This window comes from Rhizobium sp. PAMB 3182 (assembly GCF_052908355.1).
Genome location: NZ_CM128607.1, coordinates 1,921,390 through 1,947,680, shown reverse-complemented (window position 1 = coordinate 1,947,680; position 26,291 = coordinate 1,921,390). Strand labels below are relative to the sequence as shown.

The following is a 26,291-nucleotide window of genomic DNA, read 5'->3' as shown; positions in this document are numbered from 1 at the left end:
CGATTACTCGTTGCCGCGGTTCTTGAGCGCTGCGCCCAGGATGTCGCCGAGCGAAGCGCCAGAGTCGGACGAACCGAACTGTGCGACGGCTTCCTTCTCTTCTGCGATCTCGAGAGCCTTGATCGACAGCATGACCTTGCGGTCCTTCTTGGAGAAGTTGGTGACGCGGGCGTCGACAACCTGACCAACGGAGAAACGCTCCGGACGCTGTTCGTCACGGTCACGCGACAGGTCGGCGCGACGGATGAACGCGCTGATGTCTTCGTGGTTGACCAGCTTCACTTCGATGCCACCATCGTTGACCGCGGTAACTTCGCAGGAAACGACAGCGTTCTTGCGCAGGTCGCCGGAAGCGGCTGCTTCGCCGACCGAGTCCTTGCCGAGCTGCTTGATGCCGAGCGAGATACGCTCCTTCTCGACGTCCACATCCAGAACGACAGCCTTGACGACGTCGCCCTTGTTGAACTCCTCGATGACCTGTTCGCCCGGACGGTTCCAGTCGAGGTCGGAGAGGTGAACCATGCCGTCAACGTCGCCGTCGAGGCCGATGAACAGGCCGAATTCGGTCTTGTTCTTGACTTCGCCTTCGACTTCAGTGCCGGCCGGATGCGAGTGAGCGAATGCTTCCCACGGATTTTCCAGCGTCTGCTTGAGGCCAAGCGAGATACGACGCTTGGTCGGGTCGACTTCGAGAACGACGACATCGACTTCCTGGCTCGTGGACAGGATCTTGCCGGGGTGGACGTTCTTCTTGGTCCAGGACATTTCCGAAATGTGGATCAGGCCTTCGATGCCCGGCTCCAGCTCGACGAACGCACCGTAGTCGGTGATGTTCGTGACGGTACCGGAGATCTTCTTGCCGACCGGGTACTTCGCGCCGATGCCATCCCACGGATCTGCTTCCAGCTGCTTCATGCCGAGCGAGATGCGGTGGGTTTCCTGGTTGATGCGGATGATCTGAACCTTGACCGTCTGGCCGATGTTCAGGATTTCCGACGGATGGTTGACGCGGCGCCATGCCATGTCGGTGACGTGCAGCAGGCCGTCGATGCCGCCGAGGTCGACGAACGCACCGTAATCGGTGATGTTCTTGACGACACCCTCGACAACCTGGCCTTCTTCGAGGTTCTGAACGATTTCAGAACGCTGCTCGGCGCGGGACTCTTCGAGAACCGTGCGGCGGGAAACCACGATGTTGCCGCGACGCTTGTCCATCTTGAGGATTTCGAAGGGCTGCGGGTTGTGCATGAGCGGGGTAACGTCGCGGATCGGACGGATGTCGACCTGCGAACGCGGCAGGAAGGCGATCGCGCCGTCGAGATCGACGGTGAAGCCGCCCTTGACCTGGTTGAAGATAACGCCTTCAACGCGCTCGCCGGCTTCGAACTTGGCTTCGAGCTTGACCCAGCTTTCTTCGCGGCGAGCCTTCTCGCGCGACAGAACAGCTTCGCCCAGCGCGTTTTCGATGCGGTCGACGTAGACTTCAACTTCGTCGCCAACCTTGAGCGTGCCGTCCTTGGCACGGGCGCCGAATTCCTTGAGCGGTACGCGGCCTTCGACCTTCAGGCCGACGTCGACGATCGCTACGTCCTTTTCGATTGCGGTCACGATGCCCTTGGCAACGTAGCCTTCAGCGAGATCGTTCGTTGCGAACGATTCTTCGAGGAGGGCTGCGAAATCCTCCCGCATAGAGGTATCTACTGACATGAAATCTCCAAACTGCGATCCGGTGTTCTGGACCGCGCATACGCCGGTGGGTTTGTGTTGAACACGAGGCTGTGGCTTCCTCCGCCCTGTCGTCTTTTCATTTTGCGACAAGGCAAATCCGGCGCGGGGAGTAAAGTTCCAGCCTATTTCACGCTAGCGTCGACAATTGCCTTCGCTGCCTGAAACGCGGCCTCTATACCCATTTCGGACGTATCTATCAAGTGCGCGTCTTCCGCTGGCCGCAAAGGGCTGTCGGCCCGTCCGCTGTCGCGCGCGTCACGCTTGACGATGTCGGCGAGAATGTCGGCGAAATCCGCGTCCTTACCGCCCGCCCGGATCTCGTCGAAACGCCGTCGCGCGCGCACTTCCGCCGAGGCCGTGACATAGAGCTTCACCGCCGCGTCCGGGCAGACGACCGTGCCGATGTCGCGCCCGTCGAGCACGGTGCCGGGCTCCTTGCGCGAAAACGCCCGCTGCGCCTCGACCAGCGCCCGGCGCACCGACGGCATGACGGCGATCTTCGAGGCCGCTTCGCCGATCTCGTGGGCCGACAGCACCGAACGGTCGAGCCCGGCGAGATCGACCTTCGCCGCCATCTCGGCCGCCACGGCCTCGTCGTCGAGCGGCAGGCCGGCGTCGAGAAGCGCCTTGGCCGTTGCGCGATAGGTGAGCCCCGTGTCGAGATGGTGGAAGCCGTACTCCTCGGCAATCCGGCGCGAGAGCGTGCCCTTGCCGGCTGCTGCCGGGCCGTCGATGGCAATGGTGATGGTCATGACCGCTTCGCTCTTCTTTAAAAAGGGTGCCGTGCCGCAAGTGTGCGCCAGACATAATCGATCCCGCCGGAGCGTCAAGTTGCACCCGCGTCGCGCGATGGGCCCGCACGCGGATGCGCGGTCTGTCATCCATCCCTGTCATCCATCAAACTTTGCCTTTGACAGAAGCGGGCGCAGGCAGTATGGGGACCGCCAACGTTTTTAACCGGCATGGCCCGGTCTGGCGGCATGAACCGCTTTTTTCCGGCACATATTCAAGAGGCTTTGACAGTGGCAAAAGCAGAACTTGGAACGAAACGCATCTGCCCCGACACGGGCAAGAAGTTCTACGACCTCAACCGCAACCCGGTTGTTTCTCCCTATTCCGGCAATTCCTGGCCGCTTTCCTTCTTCGAGGAAACGTCCGCCATCGCCGTGATGGAGAAGGAAGAGGAAGAGGACGTCGCGGAAGTCGATACCGAGAACAACGAAGTCGAGCTGGTTTCCCTCGAGGATGCCGACGGCAACGATTCCGGCGACGATATCCCGGATATCGGCGATGACGACGATGTCGACCTCGGCGATGACGACGACGACGACACCTTCCTCGAAAGCGACGATGACGACGACGACGACGACATGACCGGCCTGATCGGCGTTGGCGGCGACGACGACGAGACCTGATTGAGCCAAGGCGAGCCCGGTGCCGACAAAAAAATTCCGGGCTCGCGATTTTGGGGCTTGCCATCTTCCGACACAGGAAGTAGTAAGCCGCCACCCGACGGGCTGAAGCCCACCGGGAACCAGCATCCGGTCAGACCGGAACCCTTGGAATGGGGCTATAGCTCAGCTGGGAGAGCGCTTGCATGGCATGCAAGAGGTCAGCGGTTCGATCCCGCTTAGCTCCACCAAATTTTCTTCCTATATCACGTCTTGTCCACCGGCTTGCTGCGCAGCCGCATGACGGTTTCGCGTTCGGCGCGGCGGCAGCTGATGGGCGGCAGGCCCTTGTCGATCTGGCCGACATCTTCCAGCACGCGGCGGCCGATGTCCTGAAGCGCGCTGGTCAGTGCGCCGGCGCGGTGCGGGGAAAACAGCGTGCCGGGAAGCGCGCGCACCGGATCGCCGGGCGCGACCGGCTCCTCCGGGAAGACGTCGGTCGCAAAGCGGATATGGCCGGAGCGCACGAGCTCGCCGACTGCATCGAAATCCGCGACCGCGGCGCGCGACAAGAGGATCAGCGACGCACCCTTCTGCATCTTCGGCAGGTTGGTCGCATTCAGAAGATGCTGGTTCTCCGTGGTGATCGAGGCGACGACGAAGACGAACCGGCTTTTCGTCAGCACCTCGTCAAGGCTCGCCGGCGTCACGCCGATGCGCTCCAGGTGGCCGGCCGGCAGCCACGGATCGAAGACGCGGATCGTCTTCGGGCGGAAGCCGGGCAGCAGCGCGAAGAGCGCGCGGCCGAGATCGCCGAAGCCGATGAAGCCGAACTCCGAGCCCGTCAGCAGTTCCGCCTCGCCATTCCCTTCCAGCCCGTAGCGCTCTGTGCCTTCGACAAAGCGCTTGTGCTCGCTGTGAATGCCGCGCGCCAGCGAGATCGCCATGCCGAGGCCCATTTCGGCGACCGGTAGGGCGAACACGCCACTCGGCGCCAGCACATGGATGCCGCGGGCGAAACAGGCGTCATAGTCGATGTTCGGCAGGAAATTGGTCTCGACGTTGAAGATGGCCTTCAGCTTCGGTGCGCTGTCGAGCCGGGCATGGTCCATCGGCTGCTGGCTCATCAGGATCTCGCAGTCGGGCAGGTGGCGACTGTAGAACGCCTCCCGGTCGCCGCCCTCGTAGGCCACGACGTCATGCTCGGCCATCAGCCGGCGATAGTCTTCCACGTCGAAAATCTCGGCGGCCGTGCGCGGCGCCGGATCCAGAATGATGCGCATGCTTTTCCTCCCGAATGCGTTTTGCGGCACCTTACAAAAAAAGCATTGTGTTGTATTGCCGTGTCAGAAACACAAGGCGGGCATCATGACACTGGAAAGCTTCGTCCATGTCGCCCTCGAGCTCGCCGGCGGGCTTGCAGTCTGGCGTCCGGTGGCCGACAATCTGGATGACGTCGTCGCCAAGGGTATTCCGTATCTGGCCGAGGCGGCAAAGCGGGCAGGCATCACCATAGAGGCACCATGAGCAGACAATCCGTCTCAGTCGACGAGCTCGTCGAGATCATCAGGAATGCGTCTTCCGGCAATCGCATCATTGCAGCGGTTGCCGGGCCGCCGGGCTCCGGAAAGTCGACGCTTGCCGAGGCGCTCGTCGAACGGCTGAACGCCATGGAGGCCGGAAGTGCCGCCGTCCTGCCGATGGACGGCTATCACTATGACGACATGGTGCTCGTGCCGCGCGGGCTTCGGTCCCGCAAGGGCGCGCCGGAGACCTTCGACGTCGCCGGCTTCCGCCACATGCTGTTGCGGCTGAAGGCCAATGACGAGCCGGAGATCGCCGTTCCCGTCTTCGATCGCTCGATCGAGATCGCCCGCGCCGGTGCGCGCATGGTCGGCCGCGAGGTCCGCTATCTGGTCGCCGAGGGCAATTATCTCCTCCTCGACGAGGATCGCTGGCGCGACCTCCAGGCTTGCTATGACATCACGGTGATGATCGAGGAACCGGAACCGGTTCTGCGCGCCCGGCTCGAGGAGCGCTGGAAGGCGCTCACCGGCCAGGCGCTGATCGACAAGATCGATGGCAACGACCTGCCGAACGGCCGGCGCGTGATGACCGGCAGCGCGGTCCCGGATTACGTCGTTTCCGCAAGCTGAACCGCGTCGCCCGGCGGCATCTCGTAGCAACCAACTGTCCAATTTTGGGAGCATCCTGCCTTCGCCATTGAAGGCGGGCCACCTGTTCGCATAGGTTGCGCCAACTCACCGAGAAGGACAATGAAATGAACAGGTTGTTGCTTGCCACCGCTGCGGCGGTGTTCGCGGCTGCGTGTCCGCACGCCTATGCGCAGGACATTTTGGGACCGGGTAGCGCGTATAATTGGTCGGGCTTTTACGCAGGCACATTTGCCGGCGGTGGCAAGGCGAAGAGCGATATCACCAGCCACACGGAAGGCTATAATACGAACACGTCATTCTCGCTCGGGCTCAGCGATGGCGCGGCCACCTTCGGCAGTTTTGCCGGCTTCAACTTCCAGGCTGGAAATGTGGTACTCGGTGCCGAAACGGATCTCGGGCTTTTCAATGCGTCCGGCGATGGCTCGGTCGGACGTTATGACGGTCTCGACGGTGGCTTCGACATGAACCTGCTGGGCTCGACGCGCGGCCGCGTCGGACTGGCATGGCAGAACCTGCTGATCTACGCGACCGGCGGCCTTGCCTACACGGACGGTAAATACAGCTGGACCACGCATCACAACTACTACTCTTCGGCGTCCGGCGAGCATGATTTCCGCTTCGGCTATGTCGTCGGTGGCGGCGCGGAATACGGCATCACGCCCAATCTGTCCGTTCGCGCCGAAGCGCTCTACTACGATTTCGGCAAGAAGAAGATTGATGGGCTGCTTTCCGGTGGGGAGACCGGCACGGCCTTGGAACAGGTCTCCGGAACGCTCTCCGCCACCGTCGCCCGCATCGGCATCACGTATCGTTTCTGACGCCATTCGCCCGGCGTTCGGAAACGTTTGACGGGAGCGGCTGGCCGCTCCCGTCCCTTTATTCCCGGCAATCTATTTCGAAAACAGCGTCACGAAACGCGTGCCGCGCACGCGGATGGTCGTGATGCAGCGCGCTTCGTCGGGCTGCCGGTCGCAATAGCTCGGCGGCATTTCCATCTCGAAGACCATGTTGCCGAACCGCTTGACCATCTCGTAGCTGTAGAGCCGGGCGGTGGCGATCAGGATATAGCCGCCTTCCTTGCCCTGGACGTAGAAATTATACGGGCAACCCTCGTCGTCGCAGTAGAACTGCTCGTGGCCGTCGCAGTTGATCTCTCCTTCATTGACGATCATGTCTGGTATGCCGTCATTGTTGAAGTCGGTCTTTTTGACGAAGTCCGGTCCGAATTCGACCTGGCCGCAGAGCTTGCGGAAATGTTTCATCTCGAAGAGTTCCGGATCGGCAACCGGCGTCTGCTGCGCCAGCGCGGCCCCCGGCGCCACAAGCATGAGGACGATCTGCAGCATCGCAAGGACAGGCACGCGCATGGCCTTCATCTCCGTTCGGTCGTTTCTTGCCCGGCGCTCCAGGACCGGGACCGAACCGGTCCGACGATCATGCTCCGCTCCCTCGGGCAGACTGCTGCGGCAGGCGCCGCTCTCGGCATCAGGCGCCGACGGGCGTGCCCGATCGAAGCCTGGCGCTTGTGCCGCGGGGAAAGGCATATTATCCGGGGCTTGTGCCGGGCTCACGTCTGAGGAGGGGGAAATGCCGTTGCTGCAGATTTTCGATTATGCCGGGGTGGCCGTGTTTGCCGCTACGGGTGCCCTTGCCGCATCGCGCAAGCAGCTCGACATCGTCGGCTTCCTGTTTCTGGCCTGCGTCACCGGCATCGGCGGCGGCACGCTTCGCGACATCATCCTCGGCTCTCGTCCGATCTTCTGGGTCGAGAACCCGTCCTACATCCTCGTCTGCGTGGCTGTCGCGCTGCTCATCTATTTCACCGCCCACCTGGTCGAATCCCGCTATCGCTGGCTTGTCTGGCTGGATGCGATCGGGCTTGCCGCCTACTGCGTCATGGGGGCGGCGAAGGGGCTTGCGGCCACCGGATCGCCGGTCATCGCCATTGTCACAGGCATTATGACGGCCGCCGTCGGCGGCATCATCCGCGACGTTCTGGCCGGCGAGCCGAGCATTCTTCTGAGGCCGGAAATCTACATCACCGCGGCCATGGCCGGCGCCATGGCCTTCACGTTGGCCGACATCGCCGGTCTCGGCATTGCCGTCGCCGCCCTGGTGGGCTTTATCGCGGCCTTTGCCGTGCGCGGCGGCGCGCTGGCCTTCGGCTGGACCATACCGCCTTACAAGGCGCGTGCCGGCCGCCATCCCGATGATGTCATGTGATCCTGGTGGTCGCCGGCCCCGTTTGAGCCGGCCGGGCGTCAACAGCCCTTGCGGCGCAGGCGGATTACCACGTCGACATGGGCGATTTCCATGCCTTCCGGCGGCTCCGGCAGATTGTCGATGCTAATATTGCCGACCGGGATGTCGAGCACCTCGTTGCGGCCCTCGACGAAGAAGTGATGATGGTCGGAGATGTTGGTGTCGAAATAGGTCTTCGCGCCCTCCACGGCGAGAACGCGGATCAGGCCGGCCTCGGTGAACTGGTGCAGGGTGTTGTAGACCGTGGCAAGCGAGACCGGAACGCCAGCGTCGGTGGCTTCCTCGTGGAGTTCCTCCACCGTCAAGTGACGGTCGCCCTTGGCGAACAGAAGCTCGGCCAGCGCCACCCGCTGACGCGTCGGACGAAGCCCGCACTTGCGCAATCTTGTTTCTGAACCCATATCGGTTTCAGCGGTCATCCACAAAACTCCGGAGCCCGAACGCTCGAGCAGTTAAACTTGTCTCTGGGATATAACTTTAACAAGCGGCGCTTTCAATAGGTTCAAGGGGGCCAAAGGCCCGGTAAAATGGCGGAAATCCAAAAATTGAAGCGATTGCCTCTGGCCGTTGGCCTCGCCTTACTGTATGCGGGCCCGATCAAGGATCGTCGGTGCAGGCGCCCGGAAAAAAGGTGCCGTGCCGATGGAAACGCTTCAAATCGCTTGCGGCGCGCTTTAAACATGGTGTCGTTGCCGACAAGAAAATGAGGGGGAAAGCAGACAACATGGGTACCCGACAGTCCAGCTATACATATGAGGAAATCCTGACCTGCAGCCACGGCCAGATGTTTGGCCAGGGCAATGCGCAGCTTCCCCTGCCGCCCATGCTCATGCTGCACCGGATCACCGAGATTTCCGAAACCGGCGGACCGAACGACAAGGGCTTTGCCCGCGCCGAGTTCGACATCACGCCGGACCTTTGGTTCTTCCCCTGCCATTTCGAAGGCGATCCGGTCATGCCGGGCTGCCTCGGTCTCGATGCGCTCTGGCAGCTGACCGGCTTCTACCTCGGCTGGCTCGGTGAGCCCGGCAAGGGCCGCGCCCTGTCCACCGGCGAGGTCAAGTTCACCGGCCAGATCACGCCGGAGACGAAGCTTGTCGAATTCGGTATCGATTTCAAGCGCGTCATGCGCGGCCGTCTGGTCCTCGGCATTGCCGACGGCTGGGTCAAGGCTGACGGCGAGCTGGTGTTCAAGGCCTCCGACCTGCGGGTCGGCCTGTTCCAGGAAAAGGCGGCCTGACGCCAACCCTTCGCCGCTGACGCGAACGATCCGGTCCGGCCGACATTTCCGGCCGTCCGGGCACAGTAAAAAGAAAAGGTCCTCCATGATGAGACGGGTAGTTGTAACGGGTCTTGGGATTGTGTCTTCGATCGGCGCCGACGCCGCGGAAGTCACGTCCTCCTTGCGCGATGCGAAGTCTGGTATTTCCTTCTCGCCCGATTTTGCCGAGCACGGTTTCCGCTGCCAGGTATGGGGCAAGCCCTCGCTCGATCCGACCGACCTGGTCGATCGCCGCGCGATGCGCTTCCTCTCGCAGGGCGGCGCCTGGAACCACGTGGCGATGAAGCAGGCGATCGCCGACTCCGGTCTTGAGGAAAAGGACTACGCCGAAAACGAGCGCGCCGGCATCATCATGGGCTCCGGCGGACCGTCGACCAAGCAGATCGTCGAGGCAGCCGACGTGACCCGCAAGAACGGCAGCCCGAAGCGGGTCGGTCCGTTCGCGGTGCCGAAGGCGATGTCTTCGACGGCATCCGCGACGCTTGCCACCTGGTTCAAGATCCACGGCGTCAACTATTCCATCTCGTCCGCCTGCTCGACCTCGGCGCATTGCATCGGCAACGCGGCGGAAATGATCCAGTGGGGCAAGCAGGACGTGATGTTCGCCGGCGGCCACGAGGATCTCGACTGGACCATGTCCAACCTGTTCGACGCCATGGGCGCCATGTCGTCCAAGTACAACGATACGCCGGCAACCGCCTCGCGCGCCTACGACGTGTCGCGTGACGGCTTCGTCATCGCCGGCGGCGCCGGTGTGCTGATCCTCGAGGAACTGGAACACGCCAAGGCCCGCGGCGCCAAGATCTACGCGGAAATCACCGGCTACGGCGCCACCTCCGACGGCTACGACATGGTCGCGCCTTCGGGCGAGGGTGCAAAGCGTTGCATGCGTCAGGCGCTCGCCACCGTGAAGGGCGATGTCGATTACATCAACACGCACGGCACCTCGACCCCGGTTGGCGACTCGAAGGAAATCGGCGCGATCCGCGAAGTCTTCGGCGACAAGATGCCCCACATCCAGTCGACCAAGTCGCTGACTGGCCATTCGCTGGGCGCGGCAGGCGCACAGGAAGCCATCTACGGCCTGCTGATGATGCAGGAACGCTTCATCGGCGAAAGCGCGCATATCACCGAGCTTGATCCGGAATTTGCCGGCGTGCCGGTCGTCCGCGAGCGCATCGACAACGCCAAGATCGATACCGTGCTGTCCAATTCGTTCGGCTTCGGCGGTACCAACGCCACGCTCGTCTTCCAGCGTTACGAGGGATAATGCCGATGAGCGGTATCATGAACGGCAAGCGCGGGCTCATCATGGGCGTCGCCAACAACCACTCCATCGCCTGGGGCATCTCCAAGGCGCTGGCCGCCCAGGGGGCGGAACTGGCCTTCACCTATCAGGGCGAGGCGCTCGGCAAGCGGGTGAAGCCACTGGCGGCCGAACTCGGTTCGGATTTCCTTCTGCCGTGCGACGTCGAGGATCTCGCATCCGTCGACGGTGTCATCGAGGCGATCAAGGAACGCTGGGGCAAGCTGGACTTCGTCGTCCACGCCATCGGCTTCTCCGACAAGAACGAGCTGAAGGGGCTTTACGCCGACACCACCCGGGACAATTTCTCCCGCACCATGGTCATCTCCTGCTTCTCCTTCACCGAGATCGCCAAGCGGGCGGCCGAGCTGATGGAGCCCGGCGGCGCCATGCTGACGCTGACCTATGGCGGCTCCGTCCGCGTCATGCCGAATTACAATGTCATGGGTGTCGCCAAGGCGGCGCTGGAGGCATCGGTGCGCTATCTGGCGTCCGACTACGGTCCGCGTGGGGTGCGCGTCAACGCCATCTCCGCCGGCCCGATCCGCACGCTGGCCGGTGCCGGCATTGCCGATGCCCGCGCCATGCTGTCCTGGCAGCAGAAGAATTCGCCTCTGCGCCGCACCGTCACCATCGAGGACGTCGGCAATTCAGCGCTCTATCTGCTGTCTGACCTGTCCGGCGGCGTGACCGGCGAAATCCACTATGTGGATGCGGGTTACAACGTCACGTCGATGCCGACGCTTGAGGCCTTGCGCGCCAGCGACAAGGACTAGTTTTTCAAAGAGGGATGGGAGGGCCGGTAACGGCCCTCGGTGCCTGCGTTCAGCGGATGACGCCGCGCAGCAACGCCAGGCTGACGGCATGCAGGCGATTGTTGGCGCCGAGCTTCTTCTGGGCATCGGTCAGGGCGGTATTGACGTCCGGTTCCGTCATATTCATCGAAATCGAGATTTCCGCGTTCTTCTTGCCCTCTGCGACAAGCTTCAGGCAGGTGCGTTCAATCTCGGACAAATCACGATACGGCGCCGCAGACGACGCGTGTTCCTTGCTGGCCATTCGGGCGTTCTTTCCTAATTCCGGCAAGCTCACCGGCTCTGGCCGACCGGCATTCGTCCGCGTCATGGCACCAGGATAATCACGGCGAATTGCCGTGTTGCTTTTTGAAGTCCCCATATATGAATAGACCTCCGTTGCGTCTTTCACAGATCGTGCCAGAGTTTTACCTTTTGACAAGTCGCGAAATCCTATGAGGCGCGACCGGTTTTCGCTGTGCAGCGTCAGCGTGCGCTCTCGCGCAACTGACTGGGGGAGGCGGAAAACCATCTGAGAAAAGAGCGTGTCAAAGCGCTTTGAGCCGAGTATCCGAGGCGATAGGCGACTTCGCTGAAGGGAAGATCGGTGCTGGTGACGAGCCTGAAACCGAGTTGTCGCCGTTCCTCGTCCTTCAGGTTCTGGAGGCTGTAGCCGCTCTCGGCAAGGCGCCGCTGCAGCGTTCTCTGCGAAATGTTGAAATGTCTGGCGATGTCGCCGATACCGTCGGTTCCCCGCTCCGTATTGGCCTGAACATACTGCCGGACCCGGGTGATGAAATCGGTCGCCTGCCGGCTCTCGGGGATCATCTGCCGGCAGAGCAGCGACATCATTTCGAACAGCCGCTGGTCCGCCCGCGGGTTTTTCAGGTCAAGCAGGGCCGCCGGGAAAAACAGGATGTTTCTCGGGTGCGCATATGAGATCTGCTTGCTCAGCAGCTGCCTGAAAACACTTGCGGATTCCGGTGGCGGACGCTCCAGGCAGATGCGCACGCGATCGGATTTCTCGCCGACGATCGAACGAACGTGGCGGAAGATCAGGGCCACCGACATGTCGACAAACTGATCCCGCTTGAGGATCAGCGGCGAGAACGTCCAGGCCGCTTCTATGCCGCGGCTGTCAGCCGTCATCGTGATGGTATCGACCTCGCTTGCAAACTGGATATTGTCGCAGAGGAAGGTTACCATCGCCCGGAAATCGGGTGCGGTCATCAGGCCGTAGCCGAACGGTCCGGTCGAGCCGAGGGTGAAGATGGAGGCGCATTTCAGGCCGAATGCCTCATCGCCGCTGATTACGGCGCATGCCTCCATGAGCCGGCAGATCCTGTCGATGCTGATCCGGCTGGAGATATCCGAGAACTGAGTGGGATCGATGCCGAGGCTGGTGCACAGAGGCGCAATATTGATACCGTAGCCTTCCGCATGCTTGGCTATTGCCGAGGCAAGGCCCGCGGCAGCGGTCGGTTCAGGGTGGTCAATATTGTTAGACATCTACTGAATGGCGCCAAAAGACTTCAGATTGACGTCAAAAGTAAACCTAAAATCCCGCCGAGTCTAACAAATGTGCGGAGATTGACCTTGCACCCAGAAAAGACCGTTTAATACCGCAGGCACAACGTTACCGAGCGCCCCAGAGTACCTTGTAGCGGGCGTTCCGGCATGTCTCGCCGAACTGCCGGAAGCTTGCCGCCATCACATCCTCGTAAGGAAGGCCGCGATTGGCGACCAGCATCAAGCGCCCGCCGCTGCGAAGCGCGCCGGCTGCCGCCTTGATCAGCGTCTGGCCGAGCAGCGGGTCGGCCGCATGGCCTTCGTGGAAGGGCGGGTTCATGATCACCAGATCGTATTTCTCCTTGACCGCCTCGCCGGCGAGATCCTGCCAGAAGAAGCGGGTGGCGAGACGCGGGCAATTGGCGGCAAGGTTTGCCTTGGCCGCTTCCAGCGATGCGTGGTCGGCCTCGAACAGGTCGATCCGCTTCGTCGCCGGCGACTTGTCGGCCAGTGCCACGGAAAGGTAGCCCCAGCCGGCGGCGAAATCGGCGGCGAGGCCGTCGAAGTCGGTCGGCAGCCGCGAGGCCAGCAGTTCGGAACCGCCATCGACGCGGTCATGCGAGAACATGCCGGGCGCGGCCCTGAAGCGTCCCTCGACGGAAACCGGAGAAGACGAAAAGATCTTCAGCGCGCCGGAAATGTCCTCGGGCCGGGCAAACCAGACGGCGACGCCATGATACTTCGGCATGTGCTCCGGTGCGTAGCCGAGGGCGGCGAGGCGCTTTCTGAGCGGCTGCACGCCGTCCTCCTTGCCGCCGGCAAGAACGATCATGCCGCCGGGGACGACGCGCTCCAGCGCGGTGGCAAGCCAGGCTTCGTTGGCGCCGCGATGCTTGCCGCAGAGGATCAGCGCACCGTCATAGTCTTCGCCTTCGATCTCCGGCGTCACGGTGACGCCCGCCTGGCGCTGCAGCGCGTTGTAGAGCGGCCGGAAGCCCTGTACGCAGGCAATCGACGCGTCGAAGCCCTGCGGACGCTGGAAGCCGGCCTCGGCGCCCAGAAACAGGATGCGGGCGTCTGCGCCCGGCGCGGCGATGACGTCGGTTGCAAAGGGATGGAAAAGGGTTTTCAGCGCGTCGCGGCTCATGGGCGTGTCTCGGGTTGCATCAGGCAACAATGGCAAGCGGTCCCGTTTCGACGGAAGCGCTCCGGATAAAGAAAAGGCGCGGAGATATGCCCCGCGCCTCGAATGATGTGAGGTGAGGGCCGATTACTCGGCCGCTTCTTCCTTCTTCTTCTGCGGGATTTCCTGGCCGGTCGTCTGGTCGACGACCTTCATGGAGAGGCGAACCTTGCCGCGCTCGTCGAAGCCCATCAGCTTGACCCAGACCTTGTCGCCTTCCTTGACGACGTCCTGGGTCTTGGCAACCCGTTCCGAAGCCAGCTGCGAGATGTGCACGAGGCCGTCACGCGAGCCGAAGAAGTTGACGAAGGCGCCGAAGTCGGCGGTCTTCACAACGGTGCCTTCGTAGATTACGCCGACTTCCGGTTCTGCGACGATCGAATGGATCCACTTGCGGGCCGCTTCGATTTCCTTGCCGGAAGACGAGGCGATCTTGACGGTGCCGTCGTCCTCGATGTTGATCTTCGCGCCGGTCTTCTCGACGATTTCGCGGATGACCTTGCCGCCCGAACCGATGACTTCACGGATCTTGTCGACCGGGATGTTCATCACTTCGATGCGCGGAGCGAACTCGCCGAGCTGGGCGCGGCCTTCGCTGATCGCCTTCGACATTTCGCCGAGGATGTGCTTGCGCCCACCCTGTGCCTGGCCGAGCGCGACCTTCATGATCTCTTCGGTGATGCCGGCGATCTTGATGTCCATCTGCAGCGAGGTGATGCCTTCGGCGGTACCTGCGACCTTGAAGTCCATGTCGCCGAGGTGGTCTTCGTCACCCAGGATGTCGGAGAGAACCGCGAAGCGGTCGCCTTCGAGGATCAGGCCCATGGCGATACCGGCAACCGGCTTTGCCAGCGGAACGCCGGCGTCCATCAGGGCAAGCGAGGTGCCGCAGACGGTCGCCATCGAGGACGAACCGTTCGACTCGGTGATTTCCGAGACAACGCGCAGCGTGTAGGGGAACTGTTCCGCCGTCGGCAGCATCGGACGGATGGCGCGCCATGCGAGCTTGCCATGGCCGATTTCGCGGCGGCCCGGGGAGCCCATGCGGCCCGTTTCACCGACCGAGTAGGGCGGGAAGTTGTAGTGCAGCAGGAAGCGTTCCTTGTACATGCCGGTCAGGCTGTCGACATACTGCTCGTCTTCGCCGGTGCCGAGCGTGGCAACGACGATCGCCTGCGTTTCGCCGCGGGTGAAGAGGGCCGAGCCGTGCGTGCGCGGCAGGATGCCGACTTCCGAGACGATCGGACGAACGGTTTCGAGATCGCGGCCGTCGATGCGGCTCTTGGTGTCGAGAATGTTCCAGCGGACGATCTTGGCCTGCAGGTGCTTGAAGATCGCGCCGATTTCTTCCGCCGTGTACTTGGCTTCGCCTTCTTCCGGCAGGAAGTGCGCCTTGACCTTCGCCTTGACGGCGTCGACGGCGGCGTAGCGGGCAGCCTTTTCGGTGATCTTGTAGGCGTCGCGCAGTTCGGTTTCGGCGAGCTTCAGCATTTCGGCTTCGAGTTCGGAATGATCTTCCGGTTCGAATTCGCGCGGCTCCTTGGCGGCAACTTCGGCGAGCTTGATGATCGCGTCGATGACCGGCTGGAAGCCCTTGTGGCCGAACATGACGGCGCCGAGCATGACGTCTTCGTTCAGTTCCTTGGCTTCGGACTCAACCATCAGGACGGCGTCCTGCGTGCCGGCGACGACGAGGTCGAGGGCGCTTTCGTCCATCTCGTCGAGATGCGGGTTGAGAACATATTCGCCGTTGATGTAGCCAACGCGTGCGCCGCCGACCGGGCCCATGAAGGGAACGCCGGAAAGCGTCAGCGCGGCAGAAGCGGCAACCATCGACAGGACGTCCGGATCGTTTTCAAGGTCGTGCTGGACGACGGTGACGACGACCTGCGTGTCGTTCTTGTAGCCTTCCGGGAACAGCGGGCGGATCGGACGGTCGATCAGGCGGGAAACCAGCGTTTCCTTTTCCGACGGACGGCCTTCGCGCTTGAAGTAGCCGCCGGGGATCTTGCCGGCTGCGTAGGTCTTTTCCTGGTAGTTGACGGTCAGCGGGAAGAAGTCCTGGCCGGGCTTCGGAGCTTTTGCGGAAACGACGGTGGCGAGAACGACGGTTTCGCCGTAGGTCGCCAGAACAGCGCCGTCAGCCTGACGGGCGATCTTGCCGGTTTCCAGGATGAGCGGGCGGCCCGCCCATTCAATTTCCACCTTGTGGGTCTCAAACATATCTTGTCCTTACATATGCGGCCCGACCGTCCGGCAAAGCGCGTGGCGCGCTTCAGGATGGTCAGGCTCCGCTTTTTGGGCGACACATCACGGGCAAGACAACGGGAGGCTTTCGTCACTTCCCCCACCCTTGGCGGGAAGTCCGGCGCAGCTCCCGATGATCGGGGACATGCGCCGCAGCCGGCAATCAGCCCGGCAAAGCATCCGGCAATCCTGCCCCATGACAGGTCGACGTTTGTAGTCTCGGCAGGACCGGCCCATCCGGTCTGCCAGTGTCCGACGCGAACGCGGCGGACGGTCTTTTCATCGAGGCGCTCTGCCCCGAATGAGAACCGGCGGGTCGGCCAGGCCGCCCGCCGGAAATTCGCTTAGCGGCGGATGCCGAGGCTGGCGATCAGCTTCGAGTAACGAGCCTCGTCCTTCTTCTTGAGGTAGTCAAGAAGCGAACGGCGGCTGGAAACGAGCTTGAGAAGACCACGACGCGAGTGGTTGTCCTTCTTGTGGCCCTTGAAGTGTTCGGTCAGGTTGGTGATCCGCTCGGTCAGGATGGCAACCTGGACTTCCGGCGAACCGGTGTCGCCTTCGACAGTTGCGTATTCCTTGATGAGGGCAGCCTTGCGCTCTGCAGTGATCGACATCGTGTTTCCTTTCTTGGATAACGAGGATTGAGAAGCCGCCAGAAGCCGGGATGTCGTCCAGCCTTGGCCGTTAACGCGATGGGAGAACCCAAAGCTGGCGCCGCTATAACCGAAAACCATGGCAAATGGAAGGGGCGGCGTTTGGGGGGCGTCTCCCTGCCGTCTCTTCCCTCATCCTCGCCATTGTGGCGGGGATCCAGTGCGCCCAAGTCCCTGGGCGCGGAAGACAGTTCCTTCGGCTCGCGGACGCGAGCCGGCTGGATCCCCGGGACAAGCCCGAGGATGAGGGAGCATGTATTGAGGCCCCGCCATACGCCAGCGCCTCAAACTTCCTATTGACCGCCCGCAAGGCCGGGACGACACTTGTGAGAACGACAAGGGAGGAGGAACCCGCATGGCAGGTGAGGACCAGTGGCGCCACATGGCGAGCGCGCCGAAGGACGGCAGCCGGATCCTGGTGACGGTCCGCTCGTCCGAGCAGGGGCCGGCGGAAGTCGATCTCGCCTACTGGGCGCATGGCGACCACCACGGCGGCGAGGGCTGGCGCGCCTCCGACAGCGCGCCGGGCTGCATCATCGAATATGCCGAGCCGGAGCTCAAATGCTGGATGCCGATGCCGTCGGCCAATGTCGCCCGCGCCGCCATGCCCGCCCCCTGGGAAGGCGAGGACGCCGACGAACTGGACGGCTCGGGGATCTGAACCGGTCCCGGGCGGCATCTCAAGCCTTGACGGTATTAGGATGCTCATTGAACGTCGTTCCCAGGTCGCCAGTAGACATACTGCAAGCAACGGCTGTGTGGCTGTTGAAATTTGAAATACGTTACGACAGAAGACTTGCATAACGTTCGGATGCATCGATGGTATCCATGAAGAGACTGATCTTGATCTGTCCGTGGTTCGGCACTTGGCCGCCATGGATCAATTTTTTCATCGAATCCTGCCGGCACAACCCGGATATCGATTGGCTCATTTTCACGGATCAGGACGGACCCGAAAATTCGGCGCCAAACGTGATTTTGAGAAAGACGTCTTTTGACGCTTTCAAGGAGCGTGTCGCCTGCGCCCTCAGTGTGGAAATAGGCGGCATAAAGCCCTATAAAATTGTCGATTTCAGGCCGTTCTACGGTCTGATATTTGCCCCGGAGATCGAGGGTTACAAGTCGTTCGGTTACTGCGACATGGATGTGATATGGGGTGACATCCGCAGCATCTACACGGACGAACTGCTGGATAGCTTCGATGCGATATCGGCCCATGACGACAAGATGTCGGGACATTTGAGCGTGTTCAGGAATTCGCAAAAAATGCGCAGCTTCGGAACGATCATAAAGGACTGGCGCGGCCTGGTGCAGGATCCCAACCATCGCAATGTCGACGAGAAGATCTTTTCTCGATATTTCCGTCCCAAGCGTCGGCATCTGATCCGCTATATCACCAGGCCGAAGTCGCTTTTTGTCGAACGTCACACGACGCCCGGACACCCGCACAAGCCTTGGCCGGACATCAGGGAAGCGCCCAGGAATTGGTTGTGGAAGGATGGGCGGCTGACGAATGAACGGTTCTCGTCTGGCATCCTTTATCTCCATTTCATGACGTGGCATTCCAACCGCTGGCGCAAAGGTGACATGGTCGAGGCGCCATGGCCGAACTTGCCATCGATTGTCCAGTGCGACTGGAGAATAGCGGCCAGGGACGGTTTCATGATCTCGCCGGAGGGAATAACAAGCCCAGTCTGAGATCCCCATCATTCTTAGCGCCTTTCGCCCGGCAGGCGTCCGCCTCCGGGGTTTTCGTCCGTCTCGCTGTCCCGACCGCCAGTGATCGGATGGGGCGTTTCGAGCGCCTCAGGGTATTTTTTATAGTGTAGCGTTCGAAACGCCCCGCCTTCGGCTGCTGCCTTGCGAACTTGGATCTCACAGCCCGGTTCTCCGTCTCCTCCAAGAGGATCGGGACAATGTGCAGCGAACCGTATGTCAGCCTCCGCATCCCTGGAATGCACGTCGGAGAGGGCCTGCCTTTCCCTTGTCTCCGCCGGGTCACCGTTTCTCGCAAAGCCCGGCGACCGTCGAACGACGACCGATGGTCCTCCTTTAAGGGGAGCACCCTATCCGGAAGCTGCGTCTGCCCCCGAACCCGGAACCGGCCCCGCTCGCCGCCACGCCTGGCGGTGTATCCGTACGGGACGGGGGTATTATGGCAGGGGCGGAAAGGGGGTGGAAAAGGGGGGATGAATTTTTTTGCGGGAGGGGGGTGGTCTGGGTGTGGGGTGGTTTGCACGGGGTGGCGTGAGGCGAACAATAAGATGTGCACTCTGATATTAAAGAATGCATCGGACATAGCTTCAGTAGTTTGAATGAAAGCGCAACTGTCGCATCTGCTGACTAAGTATTGATAGCGAGCCCGGTTTGGCATATATTGGATTCGCTCTTGGCATGAGCATGGCACTCGCCGTTCCGAAGCTGCTGGCAGCATTGCCGAATAAGTTCTATGATCCTTTCAACATTCATTCGGGCTTGAAAGGGCGGTTGGCGAGTGACGCTTGCGATTCATGCCGGGAGAATGATTATGTTGAATGATGGTCTTCGTCCAACGACGATACTTGGAATTAAAAGTCTTGCCGCGGATCTTCGGAAGAAGCATGGGGTCAAGTATTCCCAAGCACTCGATATAGCCGCCAAGGCAGCAAATTTTACCAACTTCAGAAATGCGCAACGGGTTCTCAACACGCAAGAAGAGTCACCCTCAAGACCGTACGTTATGCTGACTATGTACTGGCAAGATAGGAAGCAGCGGCACAAACACGGTCGTGAGACGCTTAAAATATACCTTTCAGAACCCATTCTTGATATCTGCACAAAATCGGCGTTGAAGAATGTTCGTGGCTTCAGGGACCTTCGAATGGTCGCAGAAGATCATTTTGTGAGTGATATGCTGGCTGGTTCGCAGTCTTATGCACGCGGACTTCTCTGCACTGCGCAACGTTCGCTACGCTTTATGGAGATCACCGGGCTACGGCCTTATAAAGCTTATGGGAAGGCTTATCCGCTCGCTCTGTCACGGAATCAACTGCCGTATAGAGACCATTCCACGGGCTGGGTTGATCCGAATACTGGGCAGTTCATACTTGTGGACGAGCCCTACCGCGGAACGCCGAATGAAGAAGAGCGAGCTGCATGGGCCGCCCAGTATGGTTGGAAGGTTATCAAGACCTCTTGGCCAGGCATGTATAATCCATACAGTTGTGATCTTTACATCGTGACGAATGATCGCTCGGACTACGAGTTGGAATCGCTTGTAAAGGTTATAAATGATATGTCTCCGCCGCTTCTAGAGTCGGATTGGTCCGGAGAGTCATCCCCAACGTGGGAGACATTTGTAAGCCCGAAGGCGAGGTCCGCGCAGGATATCCGTAGAGCAAAGTCTCGGGGTACAATATATCCACTACCAAGCGCGACAACTGTCCCCTACAGTTACAGCCCGGGCCAATCGTTACGAAAACCGGCGGCTAAGATGGGAGTCGAGGCGCATAAGCGTGCCGGACGCATCATCAAGGCAGTGATAGAATCAAAAATGCGACCCTATGCCGTATATAATCGCATGAACTCGCTACGCTCTACTTTGGAAGACTGGATGAACCTTGAGATCGACCGCGGGGTGCTTGAGGGCGGAGAGTTCTTTGACGTTTATTATGATAACGGGCCTGTAGATCCCCACTATCAGGGAATGGCCAGTACGCACACTGGCATCATCGCGATACTTGAAGAGCTAAGGCAAATGCTGAGGTCAGCTTATCCTGACTGCGCTCCGCTTCGCCGGCAGCTTGGTCGCATCGATGTGTCGATTTCGCTTATTAGTAAGGTGAAATCGACCGTAGCCTGAGTACGTTGACGGCAGTGAGTTTTGGCGCACTGCCGTCTCGCCCTTCTCGACTGCCGACGGGCTATGTTGGGTCGCATCAAGATTTGGCTAGACCTTCTATCCAAGTCCGGCATGACGGCATGTTTGGGGTGGCGTCGGTGGAGTGGTCGAGCGTCGGCGTGGATGGGGTCGCCCCTTCTCCCCTTGGGGAGAAGGTGGCCCGCAGGGCCGGATGAGCGGTTCTTGGCTGGCACAAGAGGAGGGAACCCCTCATCGCCTCGCTGTGCTCGGCACTTGACCGGGGCGAGCCGACGGTCTCGCCCGTCCTTCGGACCCCCAAGGGGAGAAGAGGAAGCCGTCAAGACGCGTATGCTCGGCACCTGAGGGGGCGAACGTGGTGGTCCGCCCCCGATCGGATGTTACATTGCGGGAAGGACGGTGATGTCGCGGAGGTCGCCATCGACGCCGCCGACCGCGCCGACTTCGGTCGCGGCACCGGTTTCCAGGTTGACGGTGTAGAGCACCTTGCTGGCGACCAGATAGGCGGTGTTCTTGCCGCCTTCCATGCCCTGGATGTCGAAGGCGTAGGTCGCGGGCATGTCCTTGATGCCGAGCTTGCCGATGGCCTTCAGCGTGCCGTCGTTCGGCTTGGTCTGCTGGATGAGGGCGCCGATCGTCGCGTCGATGTTGTACATCGCGGTCTTTTCCGGCTTGCCGATCGAGTTGATATAGGCGGCCGAGACGATGTTCGGGGTTTCACCCTTGTGCATGTCGCCGTCCTCGAAGGCAAGCGAGCCGTCGACCGTGACGGCGCCGGTATCGGGGTGGACGCGGTGATTGGTCGTGCCCGTCATGAAGCGAAGGCGGTCGGCCATCGGGTTGAAGTCGACGACGACGGGGGCGTCGGTCGTCGGCAGCGTCTTGTCCATGGTGGCGACGTCCGTGGCAGCGCCGGTTTCCGGGTCGATCGTCACGATCTTGTGGTCCGGCGTCACACCGATCACGGTGCCGTTTGCGGGGCGGAAGTCGACGCCGACCAGTCTGTCGACACCGGTGACCTCCATGGTCTTCGAGACGTCCGGCTTCTCCGTGTCGAACATCACGAGGGTCTTGTCGCCGATGAGGCCGAGAACGGGGGCGGCAAAGGCATTGGCTGCGGTGCCGGCCACGAGGACGGAGGCAAGCAGGCTGAGGGTGATCGTCTTTGTCATGTCATTCTCCCATTGGGTTTTCAAACGGAAGCGGTCTGGCGGCGGCCAGGTCCTGCTTCCTGTGGGGTAGACACGCCGGCATGGCCATTTGGATGCAGCACCGAAAAAAATAATTTGCGCTGCATCTAATTGAGCATCTCTCGGTTATAGCTGTTGAAGGAAAAACGATCCGCGGGATCAAGATCGCATTGGACGAGGAGGCTGCCGAATGCTGATGGGCGTCGCGCCGGAGGAACTCGAACGCCGGCTGGTGGCCTGCGCCGCCGGCGATCGCACGGCGCTCCGCGCCATCTTCGAGGTCGAGGCCGGGCGGCTGGTGGCGGTGGCGCAGCGCATCGTTCGGCGCCGCGACCTGGCCGAAGAGGTCGTCCAGGAAGCCTTCATCCGGATCTGGACCCATGCCCACCAGTATGATCCCGCGCGTGGCTCGGCACGCGGCTGGATCTACGCCATCGTGCGCAACAGGGCGCTCAACATGCTGCGCGACGGCAAGCGGGAATATGGAAGCGAGGATATCGTGGCACTTCAGGAGCGCGAGACCTCCGACGAGGTCATCGACGCCTGGAACCGGCTCGATCGCAACTCGCGTCTCTACGGCTGCCTCGGCGCGCTCGACGAGAAGAACAAGCGCGGCATCCTGATGGCCTATGTCGGCGGCTATTCGCATGGCGAAATCGCGGGACGGCTCGGCCTGCCGCTGGGGACGACCAAGTCCTGGATCCGGCGGGGGCTGGCGGCGCTCAGGGAGTGCATGGCATGACCTTCGAACGAGATGACATCTACGCCATCGCCGACGAATACGTGCTCGGGCTGCTTGAAACTGCCGAGGCGGCGGAGGTGGAGGCCGAGATGGAGCACGACGCCGATCTCAGGAACGCCGTGGCTGCCAGCCGTGAACGGTTTCTGCCGCTCGATACCAGCATTGAACCGGCACCGGTCGATGAGGCGCTGTGGCAGCGCATATCGGCGGCACTGCCCGAGCAGTCGCGCGTTGCGGCGCGGCCATCGCCACCGCCCGCCAATGACAATCGCCTCAAGGTCTGGCGCGCCACCGCGATTGCGGCCATCGCGGCGACCGTCCTGCTGGTCGGCGGACTGACGGCGTCGCTGATGCGCACCGTCGAGCCGGTCGTCATCGCCGTGCTGCTCGATGAAACGGGCCAGGTTCAGGCGGTGGTCGAGGATTTCGGCAACGAAAACGCCGCCATCCAGCTGCTGGCCGACATCTCCGTTCCGGCCGACAGGACGATGCAGGTCTGGACCCTGCCGTCGAAGGAGATGGGGCCGGTGTCGCTCGGCCTGATCGAAGGCACGCGCTCGACGCGGCTCGACGGGCCGGCATTGCCGCGCCCGAAGGACAACCAGCTCTACGAGATCACGCTCGAGCAGCGTGGCGGCTCGCCGACAGGCCGGCCGACAGGGCCGATCCTCGCCAAGGGTTTCGCGCAGCTGCCGCGATAGCGGAGCAATGCCGGCGGCTTTGGCGGCGATTGGTGATCGATTACCCGGAACACCCGCCGCGGCCGGAACTTCCCGCTGCCCGGCCGACGTACACGTCAGAAACCAGGCGCTTCGACCCGGTCAGGGCCGGTCGTATGTGAACGATGTCAGCAAGGAGGTCACGAAGTTGCTCGCCTTTTCCTTGACCAGCACTTCCGTCCATTCATCCGTCCCGCGCAGCCGAAGGTCGGAATGGATGCTGTCGACGGCGGCCTCTTCGATGCGCTTGATGTTCGCAAGAAAGGCGACCTCTCCCTCCGCGTGATAAATGTCGCGGATCACCATTCGAAGGATTTCCTGAATGGCGATCTGCCACGCCGTGTTGATCGCCTGCAGCTCGACGGGAGTCTCTGGCATGGTGGGCACCTTTCGATAGGACGGATTGCCTGGCGGCGGTTTGCTCCGCGCCGTCGGTCGAAGACCGACGCCGGGGGATGGAAATCGCCGAGCGCGTCCGGTTGGTCGTTGCCGCAGGATCGCGCGGCCTGGCATAGCCGGCCGCATGACCCGGATCTGGACGTCAGGCCTGCCTCGCCTTCCGGTTGGCGTAGCGCCGGTCGCGCTCCGCCTTGCGGGCGGCCTCGTCTTCAAGCACCCGCGCGATGCGGTTTTTGTCCGCAGACTCGCGGGCGTCGATTTCGGCGCGTTCTGCAGCATCCGCAGCCATCTGCCGTTCCAGGGCCTCCCTGGCGCTTCTCTCGGCGTCGGCACGCTTCTGCCGCTGCCGCTCGAGGCGTCGCTCTTCCTTGGCCGCGGCGGCAACCGCGCGTTCCGCCTGTCTTGCTTCCCTGGCGGGATCGGCTGCACTCTTGGCCGCCTGGTAGGCGGTGAGAAGAGCGGCCTTGGCATCCATGGAGGCGCCGCGGCGATCGGAAATGTCGTTGTTTCTGGAGTTCTTCAAATGCTTGTCCTGCAAATCGTGTGTATCAGGCCCGGCTTGTCCTGGCCCGTTCAGCAAGGGGAGATACGGGCGTTGCCCCGCGAGCCCTCAATTCCCTGGCAAGACGGGCTGAACGAAGCCGCCGTGGCGGGCGAAGAATTGAGACCGGGTATCGGTGAAAGGCCATCTCCGCCATCCGGCGAGATCCGCCATGCCCTTGGTAATTGGTCGTTTCCCGGTCAGGGCGGCCTGATGCCGCGCCAACAAAAAAGGCCAGGCAATTTGCCTGACCTTGCGGGTATCTTGCTCTCGACAGTGCCAGTACATCCGTGGTCAAGGGAGAGCGGATACCGGGATGTTTCAGACGGCCTGGAGGTTGCAGGCCGACATCTTGCCGGACTTGTTGTCGCGTTCCAGCTCGTAGCCGACCTTCTGGCCTTCTGTGAGTTCGCGCATTCCGGCGCGCTCGACGGCAGAGATGTGGACGAACGCATCGGCGCCGCCATTGTCAGGCTGGATGAAGCCGAAGCCCTTGGTGGAATTGAACCATTTTACTGTGCCATTGGTCATGATGAACCCTTTCAAAGCATAGATTAAAGGACCGTGCAGCGGATGCTACGCGGGTAAAACCGACTATTTTTGAAAGAAAAGTTCGCTAAGAGCGCGGTGCCAATCGCGCGGTAGACAAAGCTCGGCAAGCAAAAGATCGATGAACTATATTTAGAGTGCCTTGGGATGAATGTCAACCGGCGGATTTTTATTATTGCTATATCGACTTTTTATTTGCCGTCGCGCCGGGGCAAGGCCGTCGTTTCGCCAAAGCGCACCGGGCCGCGAAGACGGGGCCTTTGGACCCATTCGCGCGACACCCGCGGGGCTGATTTGCAAGCCGGAGCGGCCGCCCGGCCGGGGCTGGGCGACACTGCCGTTTGCAGGCGACAGAACGCCTAGCCGAATACGCGCCGTGGCCGGAACTCGCCGCCGGCGATCTCGCCGATGGCGATCAGCTTGCCCTTGACCGTCGCATAGGCGTCGTCGGCGCCGAGCGGCGCGTCGCGGCCGCGTAAGAGGATCGGGTTGCCCATGCGGAGGCGGTGGGCCTGGTCTTCGGTGACGGGCACGTGCGGCAGCGAGGAGAGCGCTTCCGCCGTGTCGATCAGGAAGGCGTCCAGCGCCGCGAGGCGAGCGTCCTGGTCCTCGATTTCTTCCAGGGCGGTCAGCTTTTCGAGCGGCACCATCTGCGCCTCGCCGAACGGGGCGACATAGGTGCGGCGCAGCGCCGAGACATGGCCGTAGCAGCCAAGGTCGCGGCCGAAATCGCGGGCGAGCGAGCGGACATAGGTGCCCTTGCCGCACTCGACCTCGAAGAAGGCGTGGTCGGCCTCGGTCTTCAGGAGCGTCAGGCGGAAGATTTCCACCTCCCGGGCGGGGATTTCGACCGTCTCGCCGTCGCGGGCCATGTCATAGGCGCGCTCGCCGGCGATCTTGATCGCCGAAAACTGCGGCGGGATCTGCTCGATGACGCCGGTATAGTTCGGCAGGATGGCGCGGATCGCCTCTTCCGTCGGCCGCGCGTCGGAGGACTGGACGACATCGCCCTCGAGATCGTCGGTCGCGCGTTCCTCGCCCCAGGTCACGGCGAATTCGTAGATCTTGCGGCCGTCCATGACGTAGGGCACGGTCTTGGTGGCGTCGCCGAGCGCGATCGGCAGCATGCCGGAGGCGAGCGGATCGAGCGTGCCGGCATGGCCGGCCTTCTGCGCCTTATAGAGCCACTTGATCTTGGAAACGGCCTCGGTGGAGCCGAAATCGAACGGCTTGTCGAGGATCAGCCAGCCGGAAACCGGCCGGCCCTTGGGCTTGCGGGGTCTGGACATATGTTCTTCTTAGTTTTGGGTGTCGTCATCATCGTGGTCGAGGTCGCGCTGGACCTCGGGCGAGCGCAAAAGCTCGTCGATCTTCTGGTAGTTGTCGAACGAGGTGTCGTCGCGGAAGCGCACTTCCGGCATGTATTTCATCTGCCGGAGCTGGCCGCCGATACGGCCGCGGATGTATTTGGCGTTCTTGTTCAGCGCCTTGACGACCGCGTCATGGTCGGTGAGGCCGAGCGGCGTCACATAGGCCGTGGCGATCTTCAGGTCCGGCGACATGCGCACTTCGGAAATCGAAACGACGGTCTTTTCCAGAAGATCGTCACGCACTTCGCCGCGCTGCAGCACCTGGGTGATGGCGGCGCGGACCTGTTCTCCAACGCGCAGCATGCGCTGCGAGGGCGCCGATGATGTAGCTTTTGCCATTGTCTCTAACTCTTGCGCCGCAATACGGCGCGGCAGCCGGGGGATCGAACC

General features: G+C 61.8%; 30 protein-coding genes and 1 tRNA gene. 15 read left to right on the top strand and 16 right to left on the bottom strand.

What is annotated here, in order from left to right; translation table 11 throughout:
- Positions 1-3: 3 nt before the first annotated feature.
- Together rpsA and cmk are read right to left on the bottom strand one after the other, a co-directional pair.
- Positions 4-1,707: a 30S ribosomal protein S1 gene (rpsA, locus tag ACU5AZ_RS09700; RefSeq protein ID WP_446825782.1), complete on the bottom strand. Its 1,704-nt coding sequence runs from the start codon at positions 1,705-1,707 to the stop codon at positions 4-6.
- A 143-nt stretch (positions 1,708-1,850) separates the two neighbouring features.
- On the bottom strand, positions 1,851-2,480 hold the full coding sequence (gene cmk / locus ACU5AZ_RS09695; protein ID WP_446825781.1) for a (d)CMP kinase: 630 nt from the start codon (positions 2,478-2,480) through the stop codon (positions 1,851-1,853).
- A gap of 270 nt (positions 2,481-2,750) precedes the next feature.
- Between cmk and ACU5AZ_RS09690 the strand changes: the two genes are divergently transcribed.
- Together ACU5AZ_RS09690 and ACU5AZ_RS09685 are read left to right on the top strand one after the other, a co-directional pair.
- On the top strand, positions 2,751-3,143 hold the full coding sequence (locus ACU5AZ_RS09690; protein WP_446825780.1) for a TIGR02300 family protein: 393 nt from the start codon (positions 2,751-2,753) through the stop codon (positions 3,141-3,143).
- A 151-nt stretch (positions 3,144-3,294) separates the two neighbouring features.
- Positions 3,295-3,370: transfer RNA gene (locus ACU5AZ_RS09685), tRNA-Ala, on the top strand.
- 15 nt (positions 3,371-3,385) lie between these two features.
- On the opposite strand, the gene ACU5AZ_RS09680 is transcribed toward ACU5AZ_RS09685, so the two are convergent.
- Positions 3,386-4,402, bottom strand: coding sequence for an NAD(P)-dependent oxidoreductase (locus ACU5AZ_RS09680; RefSeq protein WP_446825779.1), 1,017 nt, complete (start codon positions 4,400-4,402; stop codon positions 3,386-3,388).
- Positions 4,403-4,487: 85 nt separating this feature from the next.
- Between ACU5AZ_RS09680 and ACU5AZ_RS09675 the strand changes: the two genes are divergently transcribed.
- The 3 genes from ACU5AZ_RS09675 to ACU5AZ_RS09665 all read left to right on the top strand — a co-directional run bounded on the left by ACU5AZ_RS09675 (position 4,488) and on the right by ACU5AZ_RS09665 (position 6,114).
- Positions 4,488-4,646: a hypothetical protein gene (locus ACU5AZ_RS09675; protein ID WP_446825778.1), complete on the top strand. Its 159-nt coding sequence runs from the start codon at positions 4,488-4,490 to the stop codon at positions 4,644-4,646.
- Entirely contained in the window at positions 4,643-5,275 is a 633-nt protein-coding gene (locus ACU5AZ_RS09670) for a nucleoside/nucleotide kinase family protein (protein ID WP_446825777.1), read from the top strand. Before ACU5AZ_RS09675 ends, ACU5AZ_RS09670 begins: the two co-directional genes overlap by 4 nt.
- 125 nt (positions 5,276-5,400) lie before the next feature.
- Positions 5,401-6,114 (top strand): outer membrane protein, encoded by a 714-nt coding sequence (locus ACU5AZ_RS09665; protein WP_446825776.1) that lies wholly within the window; start codon positions 5,401-5,403, stop codon positions 6,112-6,114.
- Positions 6,115-6,186: 72 nt separating this feature from the next.
- Here ACU5AZ_RS09665 and ACU5AZ_RS09660 read toward each other — a convergent pair whose 3' ends face one another.
- Entirely contained in the window at positions 6,187-6,663 is a 477-nt protein-coding gene (locus ACU5AZ_RS09660) for a hypothetical protein (RefSeq protein ID WP_446825775.1), read from the bottom strand.
- 220 nt (positions 6,664-6,883) lie between these two features.
- Here ACU5AZ_RS09660 and ACU5AZ_RS09655 point away from each other — a divergent pair, with 220 nt between their 5' ends.
- Positions 6,884-7,519, top strand: a complete 636-nt coding sequence (locus ACU5AZ_RS09655) for a trimeric intracellular cation channel family protein (protein ID WP_446825774.1) — start codon at positions 6,884-6,886, stop codon at positions 7,517-7,519.
- Positions 7,520-7,557: 38 nt separating this feature from the next.
- Here the strand turns inward: ACU5AZ_RS09655 and irrA are convergent, their stop codons facing one another.
- Positions 7,558-7,977 carry an iron response transcriptional regulator IrrA gene (gene irrA / locus ACU5AZ_RS09650; protein WP_446825773.1) on the bottom strand — a complete coding sequence of 140 codons (420 nt, stop codon included), beginning with the start codon at positions 7,975-7,977 and terminating at the stop codon, positions 7,558-7,560.
- 305 nt (positions 7,978-8,282) lie between these two features.
- On the opposite strand from irrA, the gene fabA reads away from it, so the two are divergent.
- The 3 genes from fabA (at position 8,283) to fabI (ending at position 10,922) form a co-directional block, all read left to right on the top strand.
- Positions 8,283-8,798 carry a 3-hydroxyacyl-[acyl-carrier-protein] dehydratase FabA gene (fabA, locus tag ACU5AZ_RS09645; protein WP_446825772.1) on the top strand — a complete coding sequence of 172 codons (516 nt, stop codon included), beginning with the start codon at positions 8,283-8,285 and terminating at the stop codon, positions 8,796-8,798.
- A gap of 88 nt (positions 8,799-8,886) precedes the next feature.
- Entirely contained in the window at positions 8,887-10,110 is a 1,224-nt protein-coding gene (gene fabB / locus ACU5AZ_RS09640) for a beta-ketoacyl-ACP synthase I (protein ID WP_446825972.1), read from the top strand.
- A gap of 5 nt (positions 10,111-10,115) precedes the next feature.
- Complete coding sequence (gene fabI, locus ACU5AZ_RS09635) at positions 10,116-10,922, top strand: enoyl-ACP reductase FabI (protein WP_446825771.1); 807 nt, start codon at positions 10,116-10,118, stop codon at positions 10,920-10,922.
- 49 nt (positions 10,923-10,971) lie between these two features.
- Here fabI and ACU5AZ_RS09630 read toward each other — a convergent pair whose 3' ends face one another.
- The 5 genes from ACU5AZ_RS09630 to rpsO all read right to left on the bottom strand — a co-directional run bounded on the left by ACU5AZ_RS09630 (position 10,972) and on the right by rpsO (position 16,493).
- Positions 10,972-11,382, bottom strand: coding sequence for a helix-turn-helix domain-containing protein (locus ACU5AZ_RS09630; RefSeq protein WP_446825770.1), 411 nt, complete (start codon positions 11,380-11,382; stop codon positions 10,972-10,974).
- 44 nt (positions 11,383-11,426) lie between these two features.
- Complete coding sequence (locus ACU5AZ_RS09625; RefSeq protein ID WP_446825769.1) at positions 11,427-12,449, bottom strand: AraC family transcriptional regulator ligand-binding domain-containing protein; 1,023 nt, start codon at positions 12,447-12,449, stop codon at positions 11,427-11,429.
- Between the two features lie 127 nt (positions 12,450-12,576).
- Positions 12,577-13,596 (bottom strand): class I SAM-dependent methyltransferase, encoded by a 1,020-nt coding sequence (locus tag ACU5AZ_RS09620; RefSeq protein ID WP_446825768.1) that lies wholly within the window; start codon positions 13,594-13,596, stop codon positions 12,577-12,579.
- Between the two features lie 123 nt (positions 13,597-13,719).
- Positions 13,720-15,855, bottom strand: a complete 2,136-nt coding sequence (gene pnp, locus ACU5AZ_RS09615) for a polyribonucleotide nucleotidyltransferase (protein ID WP_446825767.1) — start codon at positions 15,853-15,855, stop codon at positions 13,720-13,722.
- Between the two features lie 368 nt (positions 15,856-16,223).
- The gene (gene rpsO, locus ACU5AZ_RS09610) at positions 16,224-16,493 is read right to left on the bottom strand and encodes a 30S ribosomal protein S15 (RefSeq protein ID WP_261931662.1); all 270 of its coding nucleotides are present in this window, start codon (positions 16,491-16,493) and stop codon (positions 16,224-16,226) included.
- Positions 16,494-16,887: 394 nt separating this feature from the next.
- Here rpsO and ACU5AZ_RS09605 point away from each other — a divergent pair, with 394 nt between their 5' ends.
- The 4 genes from ACU5AZ_RS09605 to ACU5AZ_RS09590 all read left to right on the top strand — a co-directional run bounded on the left by ACU5AZ_RS09605 (position 16,888) and on the right by ACU5AZ_RS09590 (position 20,373).
- On the top strand, positions 16,888-17,193 hold the full coding sequence (locus tag ACU5AZ_RS09605; protein ID WP_446825766.1) for a hypothetical protein: 306 nt from the start codon (positions 16,888-16,890) through the stop codon (positions 17,191-17,193).
- A gap of 167 nt (positions 17,194-17,360) precedes the next feature.
- Positions 17,361-18,230, top strand: coding sequence for a DUF6625 family protein (locus ACU5AZ_RS09600; RefSeq protein ID WP_446825765.1), 870 nt, complete (start codon positions 17,361-17,363; stop codon positions 18,228-18,230).
- Between the two features lie 696 nt (positions 18,231-18,926).
- Positions 18,927-19,070, top strand: coding sequence for a hypothetical protein (locus tag ACU5AZ_RS09595; RefSeq protein WP_446825764.1), 144 nt, complete (start codon positions 18,927-18,929; stop codon positions 19,068-19,070).
- Positions 19,060-20,373 carry a DUF5623 domain-containing protein gene (locus ACU5AZ_RS09590; RefSeq protein WP_446825763.1) on the top strand — a complete coding sequence of 438 codons (1,314 nt, stop codon included), beginning with the start codon at positions 19,060-19,062 and terminating at the stop codon, positions 20,371-20,373. Before ACU5AZ_RS09595 ends, ACU5AZ_RS09590 begins: the two co-directional genes overlap by 11 nt.
- Positions 20,374-20,771: 398 nt before the next feature.
- On the opposite strand, the gene ACU5AZ_RS09585 is transcribed toward ACU5AZ_RS09590, so the two are convergent.
- Complete coding sequence (locus ACU5AZ_RS09585) at positions 20,772-21,563, bottom strand: DUF4394 domain-containing protein (RefSeq protein WP_446825762.1); 792 nt, start codon at positions 21,561-21,563, stop codon at positions 20,772-20,774.
- 214 nt (positions 21,564-21,777) lie between these two features.
- On the opposite strand from ACU5AZ_RS09585, the gene ACU5AZ_RS09580 reads away from it, so the two are divergent.
- Complete coding sequence (locus tag ACU5AZ_RS09580) at positions 21,778-22,323, top strand: sigma-70 family RNA polymerase sigma factor (protein ID WP_446825971.1); 546 nt, start codon at positions 21,778-21,780, stop codon at positions 22,321-22,323.
- Positions 22,320-23,024: an anti-sigma factor gene (locus ACU5AZ_RS09575; protein ID WP_446825761.1), complete on the top strand. Its 705-nt coding sequence runs from the start codon at positions 22,320-22,322 to the stop codon at positions 23,022-23,024. The genes ACU5AZ_RS09580 and ACU5AZ_RS09575 overlap by 4 nt, the downstream gene beginning before the upstream one ends.
- A gap of 120 nt (positions 23,025-23,144) precedes the next feature.
- Here the strand turns inward: ACU5AZ_RS09575 and ACU5AZ_RS09570 are convergent, their stop codons facing one another.
- From ACU5AZ_RS09570 to rbfA, 5 genes are all read right to left on the bottom strand, one after another.
- Positions 23,145-23,420, bottom strand: a complete 276-nt coding sequence (locus ACU5AZ_RS09570) for a hypothetical protein (protein ID WP_446825760.1) — start codon at positions 23,418-23,420, stop codon at positions 23,145-23,147.
- A 163-nt stretch (positions 23,421-23,583) separates the two neighbouring features.
- Entirely contained in the window at positions 23,584-23,964 is a 381-nt protein-coding gene (locus ACU5AZ_RS09565; protein ID WP_446825759.1) for a DUF6481 family protein, read from the bottom strand.
- A gap of 339 nt (positions 23,965-24,303) precedes the next feature.
- Positions 24,304-24,513: a cold-shock protein gene (locus tag ACU5AZ_RS09560; protein ID WP_446825758.1), complete on the bottom strand. Its 210-nt coding sequence runs from the start codon at positions 24,511-24,513 to the stop codon at positions 24,304-24,306.
- A 377-nt stretch (positions 24,514-24,890) separates the two neighbouring features.
- Positions 24,891-25,820, bottom strand: a complete 930-nt coding sequence (truB, locus tag ACU5AZ_RS09555; RefSeq protein WP_446825757.1) for a tRNA pseudouridine(55) synthase TruB — start codon at positions 25,818-25,820, stop codon at positions 24,891-24,893.
- A 9-nt stretch (positions 25,821-25,829) separates the two neighbouring features.
- Positions 25,830-26,240, bottom strand: coding sequence for a 30S ribosome-binding factor RbfA (gene rbfA / locus ACU5AZ_RS09550; protein ID WP_446825756.1), 411 nt, complete (start codon positions 26,238-26,240; stop codon positions 25,830-25,832).
- Between the last annotated feature and the right edge of the window lie 51 nt (positions 26,241-26,291).

Coding starts and splice junctions, on each gene's coding strand:
- cmk (WP_446825781.1), bottom strand. CDS start 2,480: ATGACCATCACCATTGCCATCGACGGCCCGGCAGCAGCCGGCAAGGGC.
- ACU5AZ_RS09620 (WP_446825768.1), bottom strand. CDS start 13,596: ATGAGCCGCGACGCGCTGAAAACCCTTTTCCATCCCTTTGCAACCGAC.
- ACU5AZ_RS09575 (WP_446825761.1), top strand. CDS start 22,320: ATGACCTTCGAACGAGATGACATCTACGCCATCGCCGACGAATACGTG.
- fabB (WP_446825972.1), top strand. CDS start 8,887: ATGAGACGGGTAGTTGTAACGGGTCTTGGGATTGTGTCTTCGATCGGC.
- ACU5AZ_RS09570 (WP_446825760.1), bottom strand. CDS start 23,420: ATGCCAGAGACTCCCGTCGAGCTGCAGGCGATCAACACGGCGTGGCAG.
- rbfA (WP_446825756.1), bottom strand. CDS start 26,240: ATGGCAAAAGCTACATCATCGGCGCCCTCGCAGCGCATGCTGCGCGTT.
- rpsA (WP_446825782.1), bottom strand. CDS start 1,707: ATGTCAGTAGATACCTCTATGCGGGAGGATTTCGCAGCCCTCCTCGAA.
- ACU5AZ_RS09595 (WP_446825764.1), top strand. CDS start 18,927: ATGAGCATGGCACTCGCCGTTCCGAAGCTGCTGGCAGCATTGCCGAAT.
- ACU5AZ_RS09560 (WP_446825758.1), bottom strand. CDS start 24,513: ATGACCAATGGCACAGTAAAATGGTTCAATTCCACCAAGGGCTTCGGC.
- ACU5AZ_RS09655 (WP_446825774.1), top strand. CDS start 6,884: ATGCCGTTGCTGCAGATTTTCGATTATGCCGGGGTGGCCGTGTTTGCC.
- ACU5AZ_RS09680 (WP_446825779.1), bottom strand. CDS start 4,402: ATGCGCATCATTCTGGATCCGGCGCCGCGCACGGCCGCCGAGATTTTC.
- pnp (WP_446825767.1), bottom strand. CDS start 15,855: ATGTTTGAGACCCACAAGGTGGAAATTGAATGGGCGGGCCGCCCGCTC.
- ACU5AZ_RS09605 (WP_446825766.1), top strand. CDS start 16,888: ATGGCAGGTGAGGACCAGTGGCGCCACATGGCGAGCGCGCCGAAGGAC.
- rpsO (WP_261931662.1), bottom strand. CDS start 16,493: ATGTCGATCACTGCAGAGCGCAAGGCTGCCCTCATCAAGGAATACGCA.
- ACU5AZ_RS09585 (WP_446825762.1), bottom strand. CDS start 21,563: ATGACAAAGACGATCACCCTCAGCCTGCTTGCCTCCGTCCTCGTGGCC.
- ACU5AZ_RS09625 (WP_446825769.1), bottom strand. CDS start 12,449: ATGTCTAACAATATTGACCACCCTGAACCGACCGCTGCCGCGGGCCTT.
- truB (WP_446825757.1), bottom strand. CDS start 25,820: ATGTCCAGACCCCGCAAGCCCAAGGGCCGGCCGGTTTCCGGCTGGCTG.
- ACU5AZ_RS09580 (WP_446825971.1), top strand. CDS start 21,778: ATGGGCGTCGCGCCGGAGGAACTCGAACGCCGGCTGGTGGCCTGCGCC.
- ACU5AZ_RS09600 (WP_446825765.1), top strand. CDS start 17,361: ATGAAGAGACTGATCTTGATCTGTCCGTGGTTCGGCACTTGGCCGCCA.
- ACU5AZ_RS09670 (WP_446825777.1), top strand. CDS start 4,643: ATGAGCAGACAATCCGTCTCAGTCGACGAGCTCGTCGAGATCATCAGG.
- ACU5AZ_RS09660 (WP_446825775.1), bottom strand. CDS start 6,663: ATGCGCGTGCCTGTCCTTGCGATGCTGCAGATCGTCCTCATGCTTGTG.
- fabI (WP_446825771.1), top strand. CDS start 10,116: ATGAGCGGTATCATGAACGGCAAGCGCGGGCTCATCATGGGCGTCGCC.
- ACU5AZ_RS09675 (WP_446825778.1), top strand. CDS start 4,488: ATGACACTGGAAAGCTTCGTCCATGTCGCCCTCGAGCTCGCCGGCGGG.
- fabA (WP_446825772.1), top strand. CDS start 8,283: ATGGGTACCCGACAGTCCAGCTATACATATGAGGAAATCCTGACCTGC.
- ACU5AZ_RS09590 (WP_446825763.1), top strand. CDS start 19,060: ATGTTGAATGATGGTCTTCGTCCAACGACGATACTTGGAATTAAAAGT.
- ACU5AZ_RS09665 (WP_446825776.1), top strand. CDS start 5,401: ATGAACAGGTTGTTGCTTGCCACCGCTGCGGCGGTGTTCGCGGCTGCG.
- irrA (WP_446825773.1), bottom strand. CDS start 7,977: ATGACCGCTGAAACCGATATGGGTTCAGAAACAAGATTGCGCAAGTGC.